This is a genomic window from Stenotrophomonas sp. YJH_SMC_29 (genome assembly GCF_059371235.1).
This window is the reverse complement of record NZ_JCAFUK010000001.1, coordinates 531,260-554,141: the sequence shown is the minus strand read 5'-3', so window position 1 is coordinate 554,141 and position 22,882 is coordinate 531,260. Positions and strand designations below refer to the sequence as shown.

At 67.3% G+C, this 22,882-nt stretch carries 20 protein-coding genes; 13 read left to right on the top strand and 7 right to left on the bottom strand.

What is annotated here, in order from left to right:
• Positions 1-3: 3 nt before the first annotated feature.
• Positions 4-1,707: a glycosyltransferase family 39 protein gene (locus AC5P9I_RS02660; RefSeq protein WP_495229809.1), complete on the bottom strand. Its 1,704-nt coding sequence runs from the start codon at positions 1,705-1,707 to the stop codon at positions 4-6.
• A 131-nt stretch (positions 1,708-1,838) separates the two neighbouring features.
• On the opposite strand from AC5P9I_RS02660, the gene AC5P9I_RS02655 reads away from it, so the two are divergent.
• The 3 genes from AC5P9I_RS02655 (at position 1,839) to AC5P9I_RS02645 (ending at position 5,194) form a co-directional block, all read left to right on the top strand.
• Entirely contained in the window at positions 1,839-2,552 is a 714-nt protein-coding gene (locus tag AC5P9I_RS02655) for a response regulator transcription factor (RefSeq protein ID WP_049467486.1), read from the top strand.
• Positions 2,539-3,825 (top strand): sensor histidine kinase, encoded by a 1,287-nt coding sequence (locus tag AC5P9I_RS02650; RefSeq protein WP_049467484.1) that lies wholly within the window; start codon positions 2,539-2,541, stop codon positions 3,823-3,825. The genes AC5P9I_RS02655 and AC5P9I_RS02650 overlap by 14 nt, the downstream gene beginning before the upstream one ends.
• 118 nt (positions 3,826-3,943) lie before the next feature.
• Positions 3,944-5,194 (top strand): DUF819 family protein, encoded by a 1,251-nt coding sequence (locus AC5P9I_RS02645; protein WP_130767849.1) that lies wholly within the window; start codon positions 3,944-3,946, stop codon positions 5,192-5,194.
• A 203-nt stretch (positions 5,195-5,397) separates the two neighbouring features.
• On the opposite strand, the gene AC5P9I_RS02640 is transcribed toward AC5P9I_RS02645, so the two are convergent.
• Together AC5P9I_RS02640 and AC5P9I_RS02635 are read right to left on the bottom strand one after the other, a co-directional pair.
• Positions 5,398-5,622 (bottom strand): YbdD/YjiX family protein, encoded by a 225-nt coding sequence (locus AC5P9I_RS02640; protein ID WP_049467479.1) that lies wholly within the window; start codon positions 5,620-5,622, stop codon positions 5,398-5,400.
• The gene (locus AC5P9I_RS02635; protein ID WP_053461042.1) at positions 5,622-7,703 is read right to left on the bottom strand and encodes a carbon starvation CstA family protein; all 2,082 of its coding nucleotides are present in this window, start codon (positions 7,701-7,703) and stop codon (positions 5,622-5,624) included. Before AC5P9I_RS02635 ends, AC5P9I_RS02640 begins: the two co-directional genes overlap by 1 nt.
• Before the next feature lie 215 nt (positions 7,704-7,918).
• Here AC5P9I_RS02635 and AC5P9I_RS02630 point away from each other — a divergent pair, with 215 nt between their 5' ends.
• Positions 7,919-8,770: a pirin family protein gene (locus AC5P9I_RS02630; protein WP_049467476.1), complete on the top strand. Its 852-nt coding sequence runs from the start codon at positions 7,919-7,921 to the stop codon at positions 8,768-8,770.
• A 128-nt stretch (positions 8,771-8,898) separates the two neighbouring features.
• Here the strand turns inward: AC5P9I_RS02630 and AC5P9I_RS02625 are convergent, their stop codons facing one another.
• The 4 genes from AC5P9I_RS02625 to AC5P9I_RS02610 all read right to left on the bottom strand — a co-directional run bounded on the left by AC5P9I_RS02625 (position 8,899) and on the right by AC5P9I_RS02610 (position 13,970).
• The gene (locus tag AC5P9I_RS02625; RefSeq protein ID WP_049467474.1) at positions 8,899-9,357 is read right to left on the bottom strand and encodes a hypothetical protein; all 459 of its coding nucleotides are present in this window, start codon (positions 9,355-9,357) and stop codon (positions 8,899-8,901) included.
• Positions 9,358-9,553: 196 nt separating this feature from the next.
• Positions 9,554-10,273, bottom strand: coding sequence for an aquaporin Z (gene aqpZ, locus AC5P9I_RS02620; protein ID WP_057493448.1), 720 nt, complete (start codon positions 10,271-10,273; stop codon positions 9,554-9,556).
• A gap of 121 nt (positions 10,274-10,394) precedes the next feature.
• On the bottom strand, positions 10,395-11,258 hold the full coding sequence (locus AC5P9I_RS02615; RefSeq protein ID WP_049427674.1) for a pirin family protein: 864 nt from the start codon (positions 11,256-11,258) through the stop codon (positions 10,395-10,397).
• A gap of 648 nt (positions 11,259-11,906) precedes the next feature.
• The gene (locus tag AC5P9I_RS02610) at positions 11,907-13,970 is read right to left on the bottom strand and encodes a 3-hydroxyacyl-CoA dehydrogenase NAD-binding domain-containing protein (protein WP_049466844.1); all 2,064 of its coding nucleotides are present in this window, start codon (positions 13,968-13,970) and stop codon (positions 11,907-11,909) included.
• Positions 13,971-14,205: 235 nt separating this feature from the next.
• Here AC5P9I_RS02610 and rpoE point away from each other — a divergent pair, with 235 nt between their 5' ends.
• The 9 genes from rpoE (at position 14,206) to recO (ending at position 22,854) form a co-directional block, all read left to right on the top strand.
• Positions 14,206-14,826 carry an RNA polymerase sigma factor RpoE gene (rpoE, locus tag AC5P9I_RS02605; RefSeq protein ID WP_014038091.1) on the top strand — a complete coding sequence of 207 codons (621 nt, stop codon included), beginning with the start codon at positions 14,206-14,208 and terminating at the stop codon, positions 14,824-14,826.
• A complete protein-coding gene (locus AC5P9I_RS02600) occupies positions 14,823-15,704 on the top strand; it encodes a sigma-E factor negative regulatory protein (protein ID WP_057493447.1) in 882 nt (293 codons plus the stop codon). The genes rpoE and AC5P9I_RS02600 overlap by 4 nt, the downstream gene beginning before the upstream one ends.
• A 72-nt stretch (positions 15,705-15,776) precedes the next feature.
• A complete protein-coding gene (locus AC5P9I_RS02595; RefSeq protein WP_088476006.1) occupies positions 15,777-17,309 on the top strand; it encodes a DegQ family serine endoprotease in 1,533 nt (510 codons plus the stop codon).
• A gap of 179 nt (positions 17,310-17,488) precedes the next feature.
• Entirely contained in the window at positions 17,489-19,282 is a 1,794-nt protein-coding gene (lepA, locus tag AC5P9I_RS02590) for a translation elongation factor 4 (RefSeq protein ID WP_049435304.1), read from the top strand.
• Positions 19,283-19,337: 55 nt separating this feature from the next.
• Positions 19,338-20,132, top strand: coding sequence for a signal peptidase I (gene lepB / locus AC5P9I_RS02585; RefSeq protein WP_049464368.1), 795 nt, complete (start codon positions 19,338-19,340; stop codon positions 20,130-20,132).
• A 37-nt stretch (positions 20,133-20,169) separates the two neighbouring features.
• On the top strand, positions 20,170-20,553 hold the full coding sequence (locus AC5P9I_RS02580; RefSeq protein WP_049464366.1) for a DUF4845 domain-containing protein: 384 nt from the start codon (positions 20,170-20,172) through the stop codon (positions 20,551-20,553).
• Positions 20,543-21,223 carry a ribonuclease III gene (rnc, locus tag AC5P9I_RS02575; RefSeq protein WP_187756700.1) on the top strand — a complete coding sequence of 227 codons (681 nt, stop codon included), beginning with the start codon at positions 20,543-20,545 and terminating at the stop codon, positions 21,221-21,223. Before AC5P9I_RS02580 ends, rnc begins: the two co-directional genes overlap by 11 nt.
• On the top strand, positions 21,220-22,116 hold the full coding sequence (gene era, locus AC5P9I_RS02570) for a GTPase Era (protein ID WP_005410599.1): 897 nt from the start codon (positions 21,220-21,222) through the stop codon (positions 22,114-22,116). The genes rnc and era overlap by 4 nt, the downstream gene beginning before the upstream one ends.
• Positions 22,117-22,134: 18 nt before the next feature.
• Positions 22,135-22,854 (top strand): DNA repair protein RecO, encoded by a 720-nt coding sequence (gene recO, locus AC5P9I_RS02565; protein ID WP_049464361.1) that lies wholly within the window; start codon positions 22,135-22,137, stop codon positions 22,852-22,854.
• Positions 22,855-22,882: the final 28 nt, after the last annotated feature.

Here is a 22,882-nt window from a genome sequence, read left to right as displayed (position 1 = left end):
CGTTCAGTCTTCGTCTGCGGTCGATCCTGTCCGCTCGGCATGGCATTCCGGGTTCCATGCGGAGCCGGGAAGCAGTTGCCAACGATTCCTGTTGGCGATGCCGATATCGATCACCTTGGCCGGGTCCACGCAGGGACTCATTGCCTCGTCCAGCACCAGCAACCACCGCTTGTCCGGCGCCTCGGCCAGCCAGGGGCCGGCATCGTGCCACTGCTCGGCCCAGGGCCGCTTGAAGCCGAACTCGCGCACCGGGCGGTCGGCCTGCAGCAGGTTCTGTTCACGCCAGGCGACCAGCGCCAGCTCTGCATCGGGGCCGATCCTCGCGCCCACCCGGCGCATCACCGCGGACGCCGACGCGTACGGGTCCAGCGCCGGGATCAGCACCAGGCCGTAGAGCATCCACAGCATGCCGTGGGCCAACAGCACCAGGGTTGCCGCACGGCGCACCCGCAGCCACACGATCAGCGTGGCCAGGGCGATGGCGAAGGTCAGCAGGCCATCGCCGAGCACCGGCAGCAGCGTATCCGGCATTGCCCGGCGCTCAAGCTGCGCAAGGGCCCAGGGGTGTTCGGTCAGCAGCAGCACGCCGAGCACGCCGGTGGCCAGCATCAGCACGACGCTGTAGCCGAACAGGTAGCGCCGCACGCACAACCGGCGCAGCAGCCCCGGCAGCAACGGGGCCTCCGCCAGCGCCATCGCCGGCAGCATCGGCAGTACATAGACCTCGCGCTTGCCCGGGCTGGCGCTGAAGAACACCAGCACCAGAACGGCCCAGCCCAGCAGCAGCCACTGGCGACGGTCGCCACGGCGGATGCGGCGCCACCAAGGCTTGAACAGCATCGGCAGCAGCAGGCTGCCCGGCAGCCACAGCGTGAGGATCACCTGCAGGTAATACCAGGCCGGTTGGCGGTGGTGCCAGGCGTTGGCATAGCGGGTGCCGGTCTGCTTGAACAACAGTTCGTGGGCATACGACTGCAGGGCCGCACTGGGCTCATGCAGCAGGGCCCAGCCCAGCGGGGCGAGCCATACCGCCACGCCGAGCAGGAAGGCCGGGATCAGCCACAGCAGCGTTGCCGGGTGCGGACCGTCCACCCGGTGGCCGCGGCGACGCTGGTACAGCCACCAGCCGAACCACGGCAGCACCATCAGCAGCGGCAGGAAACCCACACCCTTGGTCACTGTGCCCAGGCCCGCCGCGAAGCCGGCCAGCCACAGTGCGGGCAGGTTGCGGCGCTCGCACAGGTGGCGCATCAGGCCCCACAGGGCCACCGTGGTCATGCCCACCAGCACCATGTCGATCTGCGCGCGCTTGGCCATCAGGCCAAACTGCAGGGTGCAGAACAGCGCCGCCAGGGCATACAGGGAATGCCGGGGTGACCACAGCCGCCGTGCCAGGTCCGAAACCAGCCACAGGCTCAGCAGGGCGCCCAGCAGCGACGGCAGCAGGAACGACCACTGCCAGCTGCCGACCAGTTCGTAGGCGGCCGCCTGCAGCCACATGAAGACCGGCGGCTTCTCCGCGTACAGCTCCACGCCCCGGTGCGGCAGCAGCCATTCCCCGCTTTCGACCATGGTGCGGGCCGCCAGCACGAAGCGCGGCTCGTCCGGCGGCTGCGGCTGGCGCAGGCCGATGCCGGCGGCCAACGCAGCGATGATCAGCAGCCACAACAGGGGCAGGCGCCAATGGCGGGGCAGGGCTACGGGCACGGCAGGCTCCGGGAGCAAAACGGCCACTCTGACGTGGCAGGGGTAGGAAAGGCGTCGGAGCGGGCGCACGGCGACCGCATTCCGACATGGTCAGCGCTACCATGGTACGAACTTCCGTGGATCTTTCGTGCATGCGTCTGTTGGTGATCGAGGACAACCGCCAGCTGGTGGCCAACCTGTTCGACTACTTCGAGTCGCGCGGGCACGTGCTCGACGTGGCCCCGGACGGCATCACCGGCCTGCACCTGGCCGGCAGCCACCCCTACGACGCGGTGATCCTGGACTGGATGCTGCCGCGCATGGAGGGGCCGGAGGTGCTGCGCCGCCTGCGCGCCGAGCACGCTTCGGAGGTGCCGGTGATCATGCTGACCGCGCGCGACGAGCTGCCGGACAAGATCACCGGCTTCCGCGCGGGGGCCGACGATTACCTCACCAAGCCGTTCGCCCTCCCCGAACTGGAGGTGCGGCTGGAGGCACTGCTGACGCGTGCGCAGGGCCGCAATCCGCGCAAGCGCCTGCAGGTCGGCGACCTGGTGCTGGACCTGGCGACCCTGGAGGCCCAGCGTGGCGGCCAGGTGCTGCATCTGTACCCGGCCTGCCGCAAGCTGCTGGAGGTGCTGATGCGGGCCAGCCCGGGCGCGGTGACCCGCCAGCAGCTGGAGTTCGCCCTGTGGGGCGACGAGCCACCCGATGGCGATCTGCTGCGCTCACATGTCTACGAGCTGCGGCGCAGCGTCGACGGCCCGTTCGCCGACAAGCTGATCCATACCCTGCCGCGGGTCGGTTATCGCCTGGCGGTGACCGCCGCCAGTGATGCAGGCAAGGAAGATGATGAAGGCGCGTAAGCCGGGCCCGCTGTACCGGCGCGTGGTGTGGTGGTTGCTGGGCTATCTGGCCCTGCTGTCGATCGCCGTGTTCAGCGTTGGCAACTACGTGCACGAGCACGCCGAGCATGCGGCCTGGCGCGCACTGCTCAATTCCGAACTGGACAGCATTGTCGACCACACCGAGCACGAGCCCCATTACCGCTGGCAGGACTCGGACACGCTCAGCCTGTTCCGCTTCGACGAGGGCAACATGCCCGAGAGCGTGCGCACGCTGCACCCGGGGCTGCACGACGGCGTGCCGATCAAGGACCGGCAGACCGCAGTGATGGTGCGCGACACCGGCTCGATGGGGCGGGTGGCGCTGGCGCTGGACATCTCCGACTTCCACGACCTGGAGCAGTTCGCCACGCGCTGGGTGATGCTGGCCGGGGTGATCATGATCTTCGTCACCGTGTTGATGGCGTCGTTCGGCATGGAGCGCATGGTGCGCCCGCTGAGCCTGCTGGCCCAGCACATCGGCGCCCTGCGCCCAGGGGTGCAGGGCCAGCGTATCGAGGTCGACCCGCGCGGCAGTTCCGAGCTGCACACCATCGCCGATGCGTTGAACGATTACCTCGACCGCAACGAGCAGTTCGTCGAGCGCGAGCGGGTCTTCATCAGCACCGCCAGCCACGAACTGCGCACGCCGATCGCGGTGATGACCGGTGCCGCCGAACTGGCACTGGAGCAACCGGGCCTGCCCGAGCGTGCCCGCCAGCAGATGCAGCGGGTGCTGCGCACCGCGCAGAGCGTGGAGCAGCTGATCGAGCTGCTGCTGGTGCTGGCACGTGACCCGGCGCGCCTGGCCGCGCGTGCCGAGCGTATCGCGCTGGACCAGCTGCTGCCGGAAATCGTCGACGACCATCGCCACCTGCTCGGCGACAAGGACCTGAGCATCGGCATCCAGGCCGCGCCGGTGGATATCGTCGCGCCGATGGCGGTGGTGCAGGCGGCGATCGGCAACCTGCTGCGCAATGCCATCGAGAACAGCGGTCGCGGCCATATCGAACTGCAGCTGAGTCCGTCGGCGGTGCTGACCCTGCAGGACCCGGGCCATGGCATGAGCCCGGAGGAGATCGCTGCCATCCACGCGCGCATGGCCCGTGGCGGGCGCGCCGATCGTGGCGGCGGTATCGGGCTGGACCTGATTGCGCGCTTGTGCGAACACCTGGGCTGGACCCTGCAGCTGCACCCCTGCGAACCGCGCGGGACCCGCGTCACCCTGGACTTCGGCGCTTCGCGCCCCGCCTGACCGGGCTCCCGCCCACTGCGCACTGCCGCATGACCCGGCGTGAAGACAATGTTAATCTCAACCTGCGCCGCTTTATGCGGCGCTTTTTTTTCCGCTCTTTCGATCGACAGAGGATCCCATGCCGACCGAACCCGCTCCTGCCCTGATCAGCAACGACATCGTTGGACTGGGCCTGATTGCCGCCACCCTGGCCCTGATCTTCTGGGCCGCCAGTGGTCCGACGCCGCTGCTCAAGAAGATCTTCGCCTGGGTGCCGGCCCTGCTGCTGTGCTACTTCATCCCCGCCATCTACAACACCGCCGGTGTCATCGATGGCCACAACACCACGCTGTACAACCCGGTCGCGCGTGACGTGCTGCTGCCGGCCGCGCTGGTCCTGCTGACGCTGTCGATCGACCTGAAAGGCATCGCCAAGCTCGGCCCGAAACTGCTGATCGTGTTCTGCGCCGGTACGGCCGGCATCATGCTCGGTGCGATCGTCTCGTTCCAGCTGATGAAGCTGATCCACCCGGAAACCGTGGCCGGTGATACCTGGGCCGGCATGGCCGCGCTGGCCGGCAGCTGGATCGGGGGTGGCGCCAACATGGTGGCCATGCGCGAGGTGTTCGGCACCGACGCCACCACCTTCGGCCAGTTCGCCGTGGTCGACGTGGCCTGTGCCAGCCTGTGGATGGCGATCCTGCTGTTCCTGGCCAATCGCGCGCAGCAGATCGATACCCGCAACGGGGCCGATACCCGCGCCATCGACGAGATGAAGGCACGGATCAGCGCCTACGAGGCACAGAACGCGCGCATTCCCAGCATGACCGACCTGATGGTGATCGTCGGCGTGGCACTGGGGGGCGTCGGCCTGGCCCACGCCATCGCCGCACCGCTGTCGGGCTGGTTCAAGGCCAACGTCAGCTGGGCCAGCCAGTTCAGCCTGGACAGCCAGTTCGTGTGGGTGATCCTGCTGTCCACGGCGATGGGCCTGGGCTTGAGCTTCACCCGTGCGCGCCGGCTGGAAGCAGCAGGCGCTTCGCGACTGGGCACGGTGTTCCTGTACTTCCTGATCGCCTGCATCGGCATGCAGATGAACCTGCTGTCGCTGCTGGATCGGCCGTGGCTGTTCCTGCTCGGCGCGATCTGGATGTCCACGCACGTGCTGGTGCTGTGGGGGGTAGCCAAGCTGCTGCGCGCGCCGCTGTTCTTCTTTGCGATCGGTTCGCAGGGCAACATCGGCGCGGCGGCGTCGGCACCGGTGGTGGCCGCGGCGTTCCACCCGACGCTGGCGCCGGTGGGCGTGCTGCTGGGTACCGTGGGCTATGCCACCGGTACCGGGCTGGCGTATGTCACCGGCCTGATCCTGAAGTGGATGGCCAACGGCTGAGTGGGGGTGCCCTGCCTGCGCTTTCCCGCGATCGGCGGTCGATCCACGCCATGCGTGGATGCACTTCATCGAGACCCATGAACAAAGAAGGGGTCAGATCCGTTTCCCGGAGGAAACGGATCTGACCCCTGATGCTTCTCGCCGTCACCGGAAATCTGTCGAAGGTGGGGGCCGGGCTGCGAGCCCGGCACCCACCTCACTCCTCAACAGCAGCGGCCACCGTTGCGTCCGCCGTAGCGCGCTTCCTGACGCTCGCGGAAGAACGTCTTGTAGTCCATCGGCTCCTGGTCCGGGTGCTTTTCCAGCATGTGCCGGACGTAGTTGTCGTAATCGGGAATGCCACAGCACAGCCGTGCGGTCTGCACCAGGCGCCGCCAGATGCGGCGGTGCGCCTGGTACTGCCCCACGGGAACCAGTTGCGTGCTCATCACAGGTCCACCATTTCATGCGGCTTCAGTGCTACGTAAGGGGTCTCGCGGTCGCTGCGCTGCGGATTGCGGCGTGCCGCCAGGATGGTCTTGATCGAATACACCAGCACCGCACCCACCACCAGCAGGAACAGCGCGGTCAGGCCGGTGTTGACGTAGGCGTTGACCACGATCTGCTTCATCTGCGCCACCGACTTGGCCGGTGCCGTGATGGTGTCGCTGGCGAGCGCCGCCTGGAACTTGTGTGCCTGCGCCAGGAAGCCCTGCGCCGGGTTGCTGTCGAAGATCTTGATGAAGCCGGCGTAGGTGGTGCAGATCAGCAGCCACACTGCCGGTACCGCAGTGACCCAGGCATAGCGGTCACGCTTCATCTTGAACAGCACCACCGTGCCCAGCATCAGCGCGATGCCGGCCAGCATCTGGTTGGAGATGCCGAACAGCGGCCACAGGGTCTGGATGCCGCCGAACGGGTCGACCACGCCGGTGTAGAGCAGGTAGCCCCACAGCGCCACGCAGCCGGCGGTACCGATGATGTTGGCGGTCCACGATTCGGTCTTCTTCAGGGCCGGCACGAAGTTGCCCAGCAGGTCCTGCAGCATGAAGCGGCCCGCACGGGTACCGGCATCCACTGCGGTCAGGATGAACAGCGCTTCGAACAGGATCGCGAAGTGGTACCAGAACGCCATCATCGCGTCGCTGCCACTGGGTATCGCTTCGTGCAGGATCTGCGCGATGCCCACCGCCAGGGTCGGCGCACCACCTGCACGATGCAGGATGGTCGGTTCACCAATGGCCGCCGCGGTCGCGGTCAATTGCTCGGGCGTGATGGTGAAACCCCAGGTGTTGGTGATGTAGTGCGCCGCCGAGGCCGCATCGGCACCGATCACCGCCGCCGGGCTGTTCATCGCGAAGTAGATGCCCGGATCGATGATCGAGGCCGCCACCAGTGCCATCACCGCCACGAACGATTCCATCAGCATGCCGCCGTAGCCGATGTAGCGCATGTGCGCTTCATTGGCCAGCAGCTTCGGTGTTGTGCCGGAGGAAATCAGTGCATGGAAGCCGGATACCGCGCCGCAGGCGATGGTGATGAACAGGAACGGGAACATGCCGCCCTTCCACACCGGGCCATCGCCGCTGGCGGCGAACTGGGTCAGCGCCGGCATCTTCAGTTCCGGCATGACCACCAGGATGCCGATGGCCAGCGCGATGATGGTGCCGATCTTGAGGAAGGTCGACAGGTAATCACGCGGGGCCAGCAGCAGCCACACCGGCAGCACCGAAGCGACGAAGCCGTAGCCGATCAGCATCCAGGTGATCTGGGTGCCGGTGAAGGTGAACGCCGGCCCCCACACCGGGTCGGCGGCGACCTTGCCGCCGTACCAGATCGCGGCCAGCAGCAGGATCAGGCCGACCACCGAGATCTCGCCGATCCTGCCGGGGCGGATGTAGCGCATGTACACGCCCATCAGGATCGCGATGGGCATCGTCGCGATCACCGTGAACATGCCCCACGGGCTTTCGGCCAGCGCCTTGACCACCACCATCGCCAGCACCGCCAGGATGATGATCATGATCAGGAACGCGCCGAACAGCGCGATGGTCCCGGGCACCTGGCCCATCTCTTCGCGCACCAGGTCGCCCAGCGAACGGCCGTTGCGACGGCTGGACAGGAACAGCACCATGAAGTCCTGCACTGCGCCGGCCAGCACCACGCCCACCACCAGCCACAGCAGGCCGGGCAGGTAGCCCATCTGCGCGGCCAGCACCGGGCCGACCAGCGGGCCGGCACCGGCAATGGCGGCGAAGTGGTGGCCGAACAGGACGTGCTTGTTGGTCGGCACGTAGTCCAGGCCATCGTTGTTGATCACCGCCGGGGTGGCCCGGGTCGGGTCCAGCTGCATCACCTTGTTGGCGATGAACAGGCTGTAGAAGCGGTAGGCGACCAGGTACAGCGAGACCGCGGCCACCACGATCCACAGTGCGTTGATGTGCTCGCCGCGGCGCAGGGCCACGGTGCCCAGACAGAATGCGCCGAGCAGGGCGAGTACCGCCCAGCCCAGTTTGGAAAACCCTTTCATGAGGTGCTCTCTCCCGGAAAGACAGTCAAAGAGTCCCGCGTGCCCTCGACAGGGTCAATTGGCACAGGACGAATCGGCGGTAGTACTTTGGTCGTACGACGGTGGTGCTGACGTGCAGCGAACATCAGGGATGGAACAATCGGTTGCGGTGCCATCCATTGGCGTAAGGCCGCGTGGCGTCCATCTTGACCGGCATCCATCCAACAGGAGTCGCCATGAGCCTTCCCGAACCGGTCCGCGTGCTGCGGACCATCCGTGGCATGCCCACCTCCGACGGTGCCGGCGTGCGCCTGACCCGCGTCATCGGCGGCCCGACGCTGCCGGACCTGGACCCGTTCCTGCTGCTCGATGAATTCGGCACCGACCGGGCCGAGGACTACATCGCCGGCTTCCCGGAACACCCGCATCGCGGTTTCGAGACCGTCACCTACATGCTCGATGGACGCATGCGGCATCGCGACAACCACGGCAACGAAGGCCTGCTGACCCCGGGCAGCGTGCAGTGGATGACCGCCGGCCGCGGCCTGGTGCACTCGGAGATGCCTGAGCAGGAAAGCGGGCAGATGCGCGGCTTCCAGCTGTGGGTGAACCTGCCGGCGAAGGAGAAGATGACCGCGCCGAAGTACCAGGAGTTCGCGCCCGAGCGCATTCCCGTGGTGCAGCCGGCCGCCGGTGTGGAAGTGAAGGTGATCGCCGGCACGGTCGATGGCACCCGCGGCCCGATCGTGCAGCCGGCCACCGAGCCGCTCTACCTCGACATCACGCTGTCGCCCGACCGCGCCTGGACCTACACGCTGCCGGAGGGCCACAACGCTTTTGCCTACGTGTTCGAAGGTGCGCTGACGGTGGGCGAGCAGGATGCCGCCCGCGATGTCGCGCGCCAGGAACTGGCGGTGCTGGGCGGTGGCGAACAGCTGCACGTGTCGGCCGGCAGCGAAGGCGCGCGGCTGATCCTGGTGGCCGGCCGTCCGTTGCGCGAGCCGGTGATGCGGCACGGCCCGTTCGTGATGAACACGCGGCAGGAACTGATGCAGGCCTTCGTCGATTTCCAGGAAGGCAGGTTCTGAGGGAGTGCCGGCCGCTGGCCGGCAACTGCTTTTGATCAGGATCGAAGGGTTTGCCGGCCAGCGGCCGGCACTACCTGCGGATCGAGGTGTATTGCGGGGATGCTGCCAGGCAGTCATCCCCGTCACCTTCAGCGCCCGGCGGCCACGGCCGACGGCGTCAGGCTCATGCCCTGCGCCAGTTGTTGCAGTGAGCCCAGCTCCTGCGCGCTGTCCGGATACAGCGCAATCTGCGCGTAACGCCCTTTGTCGATCTTGACCACGCTGATGCGCCGTTCGGCGTAACCCGGCGGTTGCTGGCCGCCCAGGTCGGGCTGGTACCAGTACAGCGATTCACCGCCGAAGCTGCCTTTTTCCTGGCGCAGCGAGCGGTTCAACGGAATGGCGGGATCACGCGCGCTGAGCATCAGGCTCAGCACTTCGCGACCGTCAGCGGTGCTGGCGCGGCAGACCAGGAAATCGGCCTGCACCTGCTGCTGCCACTGCAGGCCACTGCTGGCCGGCAGCGAAGGACATTCGGACGGTGCCTGCGCGGCGGCCTGGGCCGCGGCGAACAACAGGCTCGACAAGATGACAGGCACGAACTTCATGCATCCCCCAAGGTGATGAGTTGTTTGGCTCCGCCAGCAGGCCCGGCGGCATGGCATCCCATCCCCGGATGCCGCCCCTTCCGGCATGTGCACGGATGGTCAACTCAACCTTAACGGAACGTGAGCAATCGCACAATTCGCGGTTACAGACGTAACCATTGCGGCCGCAGGGCGGCCGCAATGGGTGCCTCATGGATCAGCGGTCGTTGCCGATCCACTTGTAGATCAGGCCGCCGATCGCGCCGCCCAGCAGGGGGGCGACCCAGAACAGCCACAGCTGGCTGACCGCGCCGCTGCCGGCAAAGAAGGCCACGGCGGTGGAGCGGGCCGGGTTCACCGAGGTGTTGGTGACCGGAATGCTGATCAGGTGGATCAGGGTCAGCGACAGGCCGATGGCCAGCGGGGCGAAACCGGCCGGTGCCTTGCCGTGGGTGGAACCCATGATCACGATCAGGAACACCGCCGTCAGCACCACTTCGCACAGGAAGGCGGCTGCCACGCTGTATCCACCGGGCGACAGCGCGCCATAGCCATTGCTGGCGAACGCACCCGCCTGGCTGCCATCGATGGCGAAGCCACTGGCGCCGGAGGCGATCTGCAGCAGGATGAAGCCGGCCAGCAGGCCGCCGGCAACCTGGGCGATGATGTACGGCACCAGATCCCTGGTGGGGAAGCGACCACCGGCCCACAGCCCGACGCTGACTGCCGGGTTGAAGTGCGCGCCGGAGATATGGCCGAACGCATAGGCGCCGGTCACCACGGTCAGGCCGAAGGCCAGCGCCACGCCCAGGAAGCCGATCCCCAGCGGATTGCCGTCGCCACCGAACTTGGCGGCCAGCACCGCACTGCCACAGCCCCCCAGAACCAGCCAGAACGTGCCGAGGAATTCGGCGGACAAGCGTTTACCCATGCTCATGTGTTGCACTCCTTTGACGGTCTAAAGTGTGATTTATGTCACATTTCAGTGATCAGCGGGTGACTGTAGCGTCAACGCCGGGTGCAGGGATACACCTTCGGATGTGTGCAACACGCGATGTTCAGTACTGCGGCAGCGGGATGAATTCCTTGTCGTCGCCGGGGATGGTGCCGAAGCGACCGGCCTCCCAGTCGTGCTTGGCCTGCTCGATGCGCTCCTTCGAGCTGGACACGAAGTTCCACCACAGGTGGCGTGGGCCATCCAGCGGCTCACCGCCAAACAGCATCGCCTTCACCGGCGTCTTCGCGCGCAGGCGGCCGCGTGCGCCGGCCTCGGGAATCACCAGGTGCTGCGCAGGAATGTCCACGCCATCCAGCTGCGCCTCGCCTTCGAGGATGTACAGCGCGCGCTCGCGGTGGCCGTCGTCGATGTCGATTTCGGCATCCGGGTCGAGATCGATGGCCACGTTGAGGGTGTCGGCGAACACCTTCACCGGCGATTCCTCGCCGTAGGCGCGGCCGGCGATCACACGCAGCCAGGCGCCGTTGCGGCGCTGCTCGGGCAGGGTGGCAGCGGCATGGTGGTAGAACGCCGGCTCGATTTCCTCGTGCGACTTCGGCAGCGCGACCCAGGTCTGCATGCCGTGGATCGGATTGTCATGGTCGCGGTCCGGTTGCGGCGTCCGCTCGGAATGGGCGATGCCGCGGCCGGCGGTCATCCAGTTGACGTCACCGGGGCGGATCACCTGATCCGAGCCCAGCGTGTCGCGGTGCCCGATCGCGCCCGACCACAGGTAGGTGACGGTGGCCAGGCCGATGTGCGGGTGCGGACGCACGTCGATGGCGGTGCCCGGGTGCATCAGTGCCGGACCCATCTGGTCGACAAACACGAACGAACCGATGCTGCGCGCCTGCAGGGTGGGGACGGCGCGACGGACTTCCAGGCCGCCGATGTCGTGCACGCGCGGGGCGATGATGGTGGTCATGCGGGCGTTCTCGCTGGCAGGGATCAAGGGTGCCAGCATGGCATGTGGTCGTGACGGGTACATGCCCCATGCGGGTAACAGGGTGTTCCAGCCAACGGCGCACCCCCTCGTGGCTGTGGGGGTGGTCGCTGAAGGCGGAAGCAAGATCAAAAGCCGCGCTTGGCCGGGCGGGTGGGTTGCGCAGGACACGCCGTAAACCCGTGCATGGGGGCTCGATGGCGCCATCCATGGCGCCAACGGTCCTGCGCAACCCACCCGCCCGACCTCTGACAGTTTCCGTGTGCGTCCAGCCACGGAGAAGAAAAAAGAAAATCAAAATCAAACGCGGGTCGCGTCGCTCCTGGTGTCGACCAAGGTCGACACCCACCAGTTCGTAATGATCCGTGCCGAACAAGGTCGACACCTACAGCCATCGCAGTTCACCCACCGTCACCGGGAAACTGTCAGGGGTGGGGCGGTGTCGGGTTGCGGGGTGTCCGCGGCATGGATGCCGCGGCCAAGCCCCCAAGGACGGGTTTACGGCGTCCCCGCAACCCGACACCGCCCCGCCCAACAAACAGAAAAGCCAGAGCCGCTTTGGCTCTGGCTTCTGCTGTGGAACTTGACGTTGCCTCTGCGGGGGCCGGGCCGCAGGCCCGGCCGATGAACTCAGACCACCGGTTCGCGCAGGGCGGGGTTGTCCCAGCCCGGGCGCGGGGCGAAGCGGTCGCCGTGGCGCTGCTGCAGCGCCTTCAGCCGCTCGACGATCGCATCGGCACCGACCGCGCGGATGTGCTGGATCGGACCGCCGCGGAACGGCGCGAAACCAGTACCGAAGATCACGCCGGCATCCAGCAGGTCCGCGTCGGCCACCACGCCCTCGTGCAGGCAGGCCACCGCTTCGTTCAACAGCGGCAGGATCAGGCGGTCCTCCAGATCGGCCGGGGCCTGGTAGTCACTGGCCACGTCCGGCTTCTTCGGCTTGCCGTTCTCCCAGGTGTAGATGCCTTGGCCATCCTTCTTGCCGCGCTTGTCCGGTTCCACCGTCTGCAGTGCGGCTGGGATCTGCAGGCCCAGGAACGGCGCCAGTTCGCGGCCGACGCCGGCGGCCACGTCCAGGCCGACCGTGTCGATCAGCTCGATCGGGCCCATCGGCATGCCGAACTTCACCGCAGCCCTGTCGATCACCGGGCCCGGAATGCCCTCGGCATAGGCGGTGGCCGCTTCCAGCATGTACGGGAACAGCACGCGGTTGACCAGAAAGCCCGGGCTGCCGGCCACCGGCACCGGGAACTTGCCCAGCGCCTTGCAGAACGCGGCCAGGCGGCGCTCGGTTTCCGGCGCCATGCCGTCGTGGTGGATGATCTCCACCAGCGGCATCTGCGCGACCGGGTTGAAGTAGTGCAGGCCAGCGAACTGCGCCGGGCGCTGGATGTGGTCGCGCAGTTCCACCAACGGAATCGACGAAGTGTTGGTGGTCAGCAGCGCGTCCAGCTTCATCTTCGGTTCCAGCGTCTGGTACAGCGCACGCTTGGCCTCAGGGTTCTCGATGATCGCTTCGATCACCAGGTCGGCCTCGGCCACACCGTGGCCTTCCAGGTCGGCGCGCAGGCGCGCGGCCACGGCAGGGCGCTTGCTTTCATCGCGCACCTTCTTGGCGAACAGCGCCTGCGCGCGCTCCATGGCCGGGTCGATGAAGCGCTGCTCGCGGTCCTGCAGGGTCACCTCGAAGCCCTTGTAGGCGGCCCATGCGGCGATGTCACCGCCCATCACGCCGGCACCGACCACGTGCACGTGGCGGATGCCGGAATCACCGCCGCCCAGGCCCTTCAGGCGTTCGGTCAGGAAGAAGATGCGGATCAGGTTGCGCGCGGTCGGCGTGCTCGCCAGCTTCACCACCGCACGGCGTTCGGCGTCCAGGCGGGCCTGGATCGGCTTGCCGCCGCTGCGCTGCCAGGTGCTGATCAGCGCATACGGCGCCGGATACTGGTCCTTCTTCGCCTTGCGCGCGACCTGCTTGACCATCTGCGGGGCCAGCAGCGTGCGCGCCAGCCAGGTATTGGTGGCCCACGCGGTGGCGCGCTGCTTGAACGGGCGGGTGGTGCCGGACAGGGCCAGCGCCACGGCGGTGTCGAGCACCACTGCCGGTGCCACCACCTTGTCGACCAGGCCGATGCCACGCGCGGCCGAGGCCGACAGGGTACGGCCGGTCAACATCATGTCCATCGCTGCGGGAGCGCCCACCAGCTGCGGCAGGCGCGCGCTGCCGCCCCAGCCGGGGAAGATGCCCAGCTGGGTTTCCGGCAGGCCGATGCGGGTGCTGCTGTCATTGGACGCCACACGGTAGCGGCAGGCCAGCGCCAGCTCGGTGCCGCCGCCCAGGCAGTGGCCGTGGATGGCCGCCACCGTAGGGCAGGGCAGCTCGGCCAGCTTCTGGTACGTGGCCTGGCCGCGACGGATCGCGTCGTTGACGGTGCCGCGCCGATCGAATTCCTGGAACTCCTTCAGGTCGGCACCGGCAATGAAGCCGGCCTTCTTCAACGACTGGATGACCACGCCCTTGGGCGGGTCCAGGGCAATGCGCTCAAGCAGGTCGCCCAGTTCCAGCAGCACGTCCTGCGACATCGCATTGACGCTGCTGTCCTGGCGATCCAGGGAGAGAACCACCACGCCGTCGTCGCGGATCTCGGGGTGCCAGTGGCTGAAGCGGAGACCATCGAAGCCTGAGAGCATGGACGTTCCATCCGGTTGTGTATGGAGAAGCGGCTATGATCCAGAGGTTGTTTCCCCCGCGTCAAATCCCAATAGCAGGGGTGTGGCGTCCCCGGATCCATGGCCGTGGACCGGAACGCTAACGGAACGGTGGTTAAAAGCTGGTGCGGCGCCAGGTGATCGGCGACTGAACTTTTCCCGGGATTGGCAGTCTCATTGCCCGACGTCGGTTGGGCTGACAGGAGTGCGGCCCCTCATGGCCGATGTTGATACACCTCAGGAGCTGGATCTGGAGCTGGTCCGGCGCGTGCAGCACGGCGAGAGTGCCGCGTTCGATGTCCTGGTGCGCAAGTACCAACATCGGGTCGTGGCCCTGGTCGGTCGCTACATCGCCGACTGGAGCGAATGTCAGGACGTCGCCCAGGACACTTTCATCCGTGCCTACCGCGCGATCGGGAGTTTCCGTGGCGATGCCCAGTTCTCAACCTGGTTGCATCGAATCGCCGTGAATACCGCCAAAAACTACCTGGCTTCACACAATCGACGGCCGCCGACCGATGACATCGACATCGGCGATGCCGAACAGTTCGACAGCGGTACCCGCCTGCGCGACACCGATACGCCCGAACGCGAGTTGATGCGCCAGGAACTGGAACAGACGGTGATGAAGGCCGTCAACGCGCTGCCGGAAGAACTCCGGTCGGCGATCACCCTGCGCGAGGTGGAAGGCCTGAGCTACGAGGATATCGCGCAGAAGATGGGGTGCCCGATCGGCACCGTGCGTTCACGGATCTTCCGGGCGCGCGAGGCGATCGACACCGAACTCCGGCCGCTGTTGGACATCGGCAGCGCCACCCGTGAGAAGAGCCGCGTATGACCAGTAACCCGTTCAACGAATCGCAGAACCATCAATCGCCCGCCGGGCAGCGCCTGGACCAGCGCCATCGCGAGCAGCTGTCGGCGCTGGTCGATGGCGAGCTCGGTGCCGATGAAGCGCGCTTCCTGCTGCGCCGGATGGAGCACGACCCCGAACTGGCCGGCTGCCAGGAGCGCTGGCAGCTGCTGGGCGACGTGATGCGCGGGCAGGCCCCGGCGCTGGCGCCGGCCGGCTTCAGCGCCGCCGTGGCCGCTGCCATTGCCGCCGAGCCGGTGCCACCGTCCGAGCCGCGTCGCCAGGTGCGCCGCGGTGGCTGGCGGGCCTGGGGCGGCGGCGCCGCCCTGGCCGCGTCGGTGGCCGCCGTCGCCCTGTTCATCGGCGGTGAGAAACTGAAGGAGGCGACGCCGGGTGAACCGCTGGCGCCGCAGGTGATCGCCAGCCAGGCGGAACTGGCGCCGGCGCCGACCGCACCGGCCGCGGTGACCGAGGCGTCGGTGGATACGGCCGCGATGGCCGTGGCTGCTGCGCCGGCCGTGGCGATGGCCGCCTCCAGCCGCCGCCAGGACGCCCGCCGTGCCAGCGCCACGCGTACCCAGCAGGCCGGGCGTGCGGCGCAGCGCGATGAGGCCCCGCAACGGGCCATCGCCGCAGCGCCGGCGCCGTTGACCCCGACCGTGCCGGCCAACGCCAACCGCAACCTGCCGTTCGGCGAGGTGGGCGGATTGCAGGCCCGGCCGTGGCCGCGCTCCAGCCTGGCGCCCGCTGCCGGTGGCGCACTCAATGCCAGCTTCCCGGCCCATGCCGGCGGCGCGGCGTTCTACCCGTTCGAGCCGCGCCTGCAGGACGAGCTGCCGGTGCCGCCGCGCCCGCGCGACTGAGCCGGGCCTTCACGCCCCGCCGTCGGCGGGGCCCGTATTCCTCTTCCCATCCGACCCGGAGGTTGCCGTCCGATGATTCCCCGACTTCGCACGCAGGCCATTGGCCTGCTGGCCCTGACCCTTCCCCTGGCGGCCTGCGCGCAGGCGCCGGCGCCCGTCGCGCAGACCCAGCCCGCGCCAGCCGCGGTCGCGCGGGCACCGGCGCAGCCGCTGGTCAGTGGCCTGCCCGACTTCACCAACCTGGTCGAACAGGTCGGCCCGGGCGTGGTCAACGTCGATACCACCATCGTCCGCAACAACCGCCAGGCCGCGCGCGGCCCGATGGGCGACGATGACATGCCGGAGTTCTTCCGCCGCTTCTTTGGTCCCGACTTCCCGATGCCGGGGCAGGGGCCGGGTGGGCCGGACGGTGGCCCCAGCATCAAGGGCCGTGGCATGGGCTCGGGCTTCATCATCTCGCCCGATGGCTATGTGCTGACCAACTACCACGTGGTGGCCGACGCCAGTGACGTGAAGGTCAAGCTGGGCGACAGCCGTGAGTTCACCGCCAAGGTGGTGGGCAGCGACCAGCAGTACGACGTCGCGCTGCTGAAGATCGATGGCAAGAACCTGCCGACCGTGCGCGTGGGGGATTCCAACACCCTGAAGCCGGGCCAATGGGTCGTCGCGATCGGCTCTCCGTTCGGCCTCGACCATTCCGTTACCGCGGGCGTGGTCAGCGCCGTCGGCCGCAGTACGGGGGGCCCCGACCAGCGCTACGTGCCGTTCATCCAGACCGACGTGGCGATCAACCAGGGCAATTCCGGTGGCCCGCTGCTGAATACCCGCGGCGAGGTGGTTGGCATCAACTCGCAGATCTTCTCCGCCTCCGGCGGCTACATGGGCATCAGCTTCGCGATCCCGATCGATCTGGCGATGAGTGCGGTCGAACAGATCAAGAAGAGCGGCAAGGTCACCCGGGGCCAGCTCGGCGCGGTGGTCGAGCCGATCGATTCGCTGAAGGCGCAGGGCCTGGGCCTGCCGGACAGCCGTGGCGCCCTGGTCAACCAGATCGTGGCCGGCAGTGCGGCCGCCAAGGCGGGCGTGCAGGTGGGCGATGTCATCCGCTCGGTCAACGGCAGCCCGGTCAACAGCTGGTCCGATCTGCCGCCGCTGATCGGTGCGATGGCGCCGGGCAGCAAGGTCAACCTGGTGGTGTACCGCGACGGCAAGCCGCATGACCTCAGCGCGACCCTGACCGCACTGAGTGAAGACGGCCAGGCCACTGCCCGCGGGCCGGCGGCCGGCGGGGCCGAGGCGGCGCCGCAGACCGGCGTCAATGCCCTGCTGGGGCTGGACGTGAGCGACCTGAGCGCGGCCCAGCGCAAGCAGTTCGGGCTCAACGGCAACGAAGGCGTGCGTATCACTGCGGTCAAGGGCCAGGCCGCGCGTGATGCCGGGCTGTCGCCGGGCATGGTGATCCTGCAGGTTGGCCGGGTCGCGGTCGGCAGCGTGGATGCCCTGAACCGGGCGCTGTCCAGCTTCAAGAAGGACGACGTAGTGATGCTGCTGGTCCGCACGGCCAACGGCAACAGCGCCTTCGTGGCGGTCAAGGCCGGCCAGTAAGGCCCGCCGGGGCCGCTCCGGCGGCCTGCGTCTCCCCCCGAAGCCCCGCCCCGGCGGGGCTTCGGCCGTTCCAGGGCGGGCACGATGCGGCCGTTTTCGCGGCGGGGCGCCGGGCATGCGATAATCGACCGTTACCCTGACGACGCCGCGCGCCGCCGCCACCTATGTCTTCTGATTCGATGCGGAACATCCGCAACTTCTCCATCATCGCCCATGTCGACCACGGCAAGTCCACGCTGGCCGACCGCATCATCCAGCTCTGTGGTGGCCTGCAGGCCCGCGAGATGGAAGCGCAGGTGCTCGACTCCAATCCGATCGAGCGCGAGCGTGGCATCACGATCAAGGCACAGTCGGTGTCGCTGCCCTACCTGGCCAAGGACGGGCAGACCTACCACCTGAACTTCATCGACACCCCCGGGCATGTCGACTTCTCCTATGAAGTCAGCCGCTCGCTGGCCGCCTGCGAAGGCGCGCTGCTGGTGGTCGATGCGGCGCAGGGCGTGGAAGCCCAGTCGGTGGCCAACTGCTACACCGCCGTGGAGCAGGGCCTGGAAGTGGTGCCGGTGATCAACAAGATCGACCTGCCCACCGCCGACATCGAGCGCGCCAAGGCCGAGATCGAGGCCGTGATCGGCATCGATGCCTCCGACGCCGTGCCGGTCAGTGCCAAGACCGGCCTGAACGTGCAGGACGTGCTGGAAGCGATCGTGCACCGCATTCCGCCGCCAGCGCCGCGCGACACCGACAAGCTGCAGGCGCTGATCATCGACTCGTGGTTCGACAACTACCTCGGCGTGGTGTCGCTGGTGCGTGTGATGCAGGGCGAGATCAAGGCCGGTGACAAGCTGCAGGTGATGTCGACCGGCCGCAACCACCAGGTCGACAACGTCGGCGTGTTCACGCCGAAGCGGAAAGTGCTGCCGGCGCTGCGTGCCGGTGAAGTGGGTTGGGTCACCGCCAGCATCAAGGACGTGCATGGTGCGCCGGTCGGCGACACCCTCACCCTGGCTGGCGACCCGGCGCCCAAGCCGCTGCCGGGCTTCCAGGAAATGCAGCCGCGCGTGTTCGCCGGCCTGTTCCCGGTCGATGCCGAGGACTACCCGGACCTGCGCGAAGCGCTGGACAAGCTGCGCCTGAACGATGCCGCGCTGCGCTTCGAGCCGGAAAGCTCCGAAGCGATGGGCTTCGGCTTCCGCTGCGGCTTCCTGGGCATGCTGCACATGGAAATCGTGCAGGAACGCCTGGAACGCGAATACAACCTGGACCTGATCAGCACCGCGCCGACGGTGGTGTACGAGGTCCTGAAGACCGATGGCTCGATCATCAACATGGACAACCCGGCCAAGCTGCCGCCGGTGAACCAGGTCGAGGAGATCCGCGAGCCGATCATCCGCGCCAACGTGCTCACCCCCGAGGAGTACATCGGCAACATCATCAAGCTGTGCGAAGAAAAGCGCGGCAGCCAGATCGGCATCAACTACCTGGGCAGCCAGGTGCAGATCAGCTACGAGCTGCCGATGGCCGAGGTGGTGCTGGACTTCTTCGACAAGCTGAAGTCGGTCAGCCGCGGCTATGCCTCGCTCGATTACCACTTCGTGCGCTTCGACGCAGGCCCGTTCGTGCGCGTGGACGTGCTGATCAACGGTGACAAGGTCGATGCGCTGTCGCTGATCGTGCACCGCAGCCACGCCGACCGCCGTGGCCGCGAACTGTGCGAGAAGATGAAGGACCTGATCCCGCGCCAGATGTTCGACGTGGCCATCCAGGCTGCCGTCGGCTCGCAGATCATCGCCCGCACCACGGTCAAGGCCATGCGCAAGAACGTGCTGGCCAAGTGCTATGGTGGCGACGTTTCGCGCAAGAAGAAGCTTCTGGAAAAGCAGAAGGAAGGCAAGAAGCGCATGAAGCAGGTCGGACGCGTGGAGATTCCGCAGGAAGCGTTCCTGGCCGTCCTGCAGATGGACAACAAGTAAGGCCCGCACCGGCCCTGCAGGGCCGGTCGTCTGGTGACGTTGCAAAGGACCCTGAATGAAACTGTTTGAGATCCTCCTGGTCGTGCTGACCCTGGCCTCGGGCCTGATCCTGCTCGCGGACAAGCTGTACCTCGCCAAGCGTCGCGCCCAGCGCGCGGGCCTGCTCGACTCCGAGCCGGTGCTGGTGGATTACTCGCGTGCGTTCTTCCCGGTGCTGGCGATCGTGCTGATCGTGCGCAGTTTCATCGCCGAGCCGTACAAGATCCCGTCCAGCTCGATGATGCCGAACCTGCTGATCGGCGATTTCATCCTGGTCAACAAGTTCTCCTACGGCCTGCGCCTGCCGATCAGCAACACCAAGATCGTGCCGTTTGGCGAGCCGTCGCGCGGTGACGTGGTGGTGTTCCACTTCCCCGGCCACAGCGACAACGATCCGGCCAAGGGCGAGAACTTCATCAAGCGCGTGATCGGCGTGCCGGGTGACACCGTGGTCTTCGAAGGCGACGGCGTGATCCTCAACGGCGAGCCGCTGAAGTACGACAACAAGGGCATCTATGCCGGGCACAAGGGCCAGGGCGAGGGTGCCAACCTGCTGGTCGAGCACCTGCCGGGCCGCACCCACACCGTGCTGGAGACCGACTACCCGCGTGGCCAGGGCCAGTGGACCGTGCCGGCCGGCAAGTACCTGGTGATGGGCGACAACCGTGACAACAGCGATGATGGCCGTTTCTGGGGGCTGCTGCCGGAAGAAAACCTGCGCGGCAAGGCCTTCCTGATCTGGCTGAACTGCCAGGGCTGGTTCTGCAAGGATGGCTTCGAGCCGTCGCGGATCGGCTCGGGCATCAACTGAGTACCTTCACATCCAACGCGTATCTGGGGAGAACGCAATGAAGACGATGAACACGCAGCGTGGCATGACCCTGACCTCGTTCCTGACGGTCCTGATCGTGGTCGGTTTCTTCCTGTACATCGGCATGAAGCTGTTCCCGATGTACCAAGAGTATTACGCGGTGCGCTCGGCGATGAAGAGCCTGGCCAACGAGCCGGGCGTGGGCAGCATGGAGCCGGCCCGGATCCAGGATCTGTTCTTCAAGCGCCTGTACATCAACTACTCGGAAAACGTGAAGCCGGCCAACGTGAAGTTCGACCGTCGCGACAATGGCTGGACCCTCAAGGTCAACTACGAAGTGCGCCGTCCGCTGGTCGGCAACCTGGATGTGGTTGGCAAATTCGATTCATCCCAGGACCTGACCCGAAGCGGTGCCGAATAAACCTTTCCAACGTGGCGACCTGATCGGTCATCCCTTCCGCGACCCGGCGCTGCTCACGCAGGCGCTGACCCATCGCAGTGCCGGCGCGCCACATAACGAGCGCCTGGAATTCCTGGGCGACAGCATCGTCAACATGATGGTGGCCGAAGCGCTGTACCAGCGCTGGCCCAAGACCGACGAGGGCGCGCTGACCCGCGCCCGCGCCGAGCTGGTGCGCGAGGGGGCGCTGGCGCTGATCGCCCGCACGCTGCAGCTGGGCGAACGCCTGACGCTGGGGCCGGGCGAGATGAAGTCCGGCGGCCACCGCCGCGATTCGATCCTGGCCGATGCGCTGGAAGCCGTGGTGGCTGCGATCTACCTGGATGCCGGTTTCGAGGTCTGCCGGGCGGTGGTACTGCCCTGGTTCAGCGCTTCGATCGAGGCACTGCCGGCCTCCGGCCGGCCCGAGAAGGACCCCAAGACCCGCCTGCAGGAATGGCTGCAGGCCCGACAGAAGGCGTTGCCGCAGTACGAACTGATGTCAGAATCCGGTGACGACCACGCCAAACATTTCCGGGTACGCTGCAACGTAGCTGACCCGGCCGCCAGCACCGAGGGCGAAGGCCCCTCGCGGCGGCTTGCCGAACAACAGGCGGCTGCGGCCGTCCTAGAACAACTGGATTCCAAGTGAGCGAACAAACTCCCCATCATTGCGGCAGCGTGGCCGTCATCGGCCGCCCGAACGTGGGCAAGTCGACCCTGACCAATGCCCTGGTCGGCGCCAAGGTCAGCATCGTCTCCAACCGCCCGCAGACCACGCGCCATCGCCTGCTGGGCATCGCCACCTATCCGGAAGGCCAGCTGGTGCTGGTCGATACTCCCGGCCTGCACAAGGTGCAGAAGCGGGCGATGAACCGGGTGATGAACCGCGCTGCGCGCGGCTCGCTGGAAGGCGTCGACGCCGGCCTGCTGGTGATCGAAGCCGGCCGCTGGGACGAAGAGGACAGCCTGGCCTTCAACGTGCTGCGCGACGCCGGCATCCCGGTGGTGCTGGTGGTCAACAAGATCGATCGCCTGAAGGAAAAGGGCGCGCTGCTGCCGTTCCTGCAGCAGGTGACCGAAGGCCGCGACTTCGCCGCGGTGCACCCGATCTCGGCGCAGAAGCGCAACGGCCTGGAAGCGCTGGTGCGCGACGTGCTGAAGCTGCTGCCCGAAGCCCCGCCGATGTTCGGCGAGGACGAGATCACCGACCGCAGCCAGCGCTTCCTGGCCGGTGAACTGGTGCGCGAGCAGCTGATGCGCCAGCTCGGCGAGGAACTGCCTTACGCCACCACGGTCGAGATCGAGCGCTTCACCGAAGACGGCAATCTGCTGCGCATCGGTGCGGTGATCTGGGTCGAGCGCGAGGGCCAGAAGGCCATCGTGATCGGCAAGGGCGGCGCCCGCTTGAAGGAGATCGGCGCCAAGTCGCGCCTGCAGATGGAACGCCTGTTCGGAGCCAAGGTGTTCCTGGAAACCTGGGTGCGCGTGCGTGAAGGCTGGTCCGACGACGAGGCCGCACTGAAGGCCTTCGGTTACGAGTAAGCGGTCGCGGTCGCTTCGATGATGATCGAGGACGACACCGGCTTCGTGCTGCACGCACGGGCCTACCGCGAGACCAGCCTGCTGGTCGAAGTGTTGAGCGCGCAGCACGGCCGTATCGGACTGCTCGCGCGCGGCGTGTCCACCGCCAAGGGCCAGGTGCTGCGCGCGGCCCTGCAGCCGTTGCAGTGGATCCGCTTCCGTGCCCAGCAGCGCGGCGAACTGGCCCAGCTGCGGGGTGCCGAAGCGCTGGATGCGGCGCCACGCCTGGTCGGCCAGGCGATGCTGGCCGGCTTCTACCTGAGTGAACTGACCCTGCGCCTGGCCCCGCGCCAGGACCCGCTGCCGGAGCTGTACCTGGCTTACGGCGAAGCACGCGCACGGCTGGCGGTAGGTGCCGGGCTGGCCTGGACCCTGCGCCGCTACGAACGCGAGCTGCTGGCCGCGCTGGGCCTGGGCTTTGCGCTGGACAGTGCCAGCGACGGCCAGCCCATCGACCCGGCGGCGCGCTACGAACTGGACCCGCAGGAGGGGGCGCAGCGCCTGCTGAGCGAGCGTGGCGGGGAGCGCCGGGCGGCGGCCACTGGCTCGGCGCTGCTGGCCCTGGCGGCCGACGAAGAGCCGGATGCCGCCGATCTGGCCAGCCTGCGCCTGCCGATGCGGCGGGTCCTGGCCCATCACCTGGGCGCGCGCGGGCTGAAGTCCTGGGAAATGCTCGAGCAGCTTGCGCCCCGCAGGTAGGGGGTGTGCGGCAGGGCTTGCAGCCCTG

Coding starts and splice junctions, on each gene's coding strand:
- AC5P9I_RS02640 (WP_049467479.1), bottom strand. CDS start 5,622: ATGAGCACGCAACTGGTTCCCGTGGGGCAGTACCAGGCGCACCGCCGC.
- rpoE (WP_014038091.1), top strand. CDS start 14,206: ATGGCCGATGTTGATACACCTCAGGAGCTGGATCTGGAGCTGGTCCGG.
- aqpZ (WP_057493448.1), bottom strand. CDS start 10,273: ATGAGCATGGGTAAACGCTTGTCCGCCGAATTCCTCGGCACGTTCTGG.
- AC5P9I_RS02625 (WP_049467474.1), bottom strand. CDS start 9,357: ATGAAGTTCGTGCCTGTCATCTTGTCGAGCCTGTTGTTCGCCGCGGCC.
- lepA (WP_049435304.1), top strand. CDS start 17,489: ATGCGGAACATCCGCAACTTCTCCATCATCGCCCATGTCGACCACGGC.
- lepB (WP_049464368.1), top strand. CDS start 19,338: ATGAAACTGTTTGAGATCCTCCTGGTCGTGCTGACCCTGGCCTCGGGC.
- AC5P9I_RS02600 (WP_057493447.1), top strand. CDS start 14,823: ATGACCAGTAACCCGTTCAACGAATCGCAGAACCATCAATCGCCCGCC.
- AC5P9I_RS02635 (WP_053461042.1), bottom strand. CDS start 7,703: ATGAAAGGGTTTTCCAAACTGGGCTGGGCGGTACTCGCCCTGCTCGGC.
- AC5P9I_RS02610 (WP_049466844.1), bottom strand. CDS start 13,970: ATGCTCTCAGGCTTCGATGGTCTCCGCTTCAGCCACTGGCACCCCGAG.
- recO (WP_049464361.1), top strand. CDS start 22,135: ATGATGATCGAGGACGACACCGGCTTCGTGCTGCACGCACGGGCCTAC.
- AC5P9I_RS02645 (WP_130767849.1), top strand. CDS start 3,944: ATGCCGACCGAACCCGCTCCTGCCCTGATCAGCAACGACATCGTTGGA.
- AC5P9I_RS02615 (WP_049427674.1), bottom strand. CDS start 11,258: ATGACCACCATCATCGCCCCGCGCGTGCACGACATCGGCGGCCTGGAA.
- AC5P9I_RS02650 (WP_049467484.1), top strand. CDS start 2,539: ATGAAGGCGCGTAAGCCGGGCCCGCTGTACCGGCGCGTGGTGTGGTGG.
- AC5P9I_RS02595 (WP_088476006.1), top strand. CDS start 15,777: ATGATTCCCCGACTTCGCACGCAGGCCATTGGCCTGCTGGCCCTGACC.
- AC5P9I_RS02655 (WP_049467486.1), top strand. CDS start 1,839: ATGCGTCTGTTGGTGATCGAGGACAACCGCCAGCTGGTGGCCAACCTG.
- AC5P9I_RS02630 (WP_049467476.1), top strand. CDS start 7,919: ATGAGCCTTCCCGAACCGGTCCGCGTGCTGCGGACCATCCGTGGCATG.
- AC5P9I_RS02580 (WP_049464366.1), top strand. CDS start 20,170: ATGAAGACGATGAACACGCAGCGTGGCATGACCCTGACCTCGTTCCTG.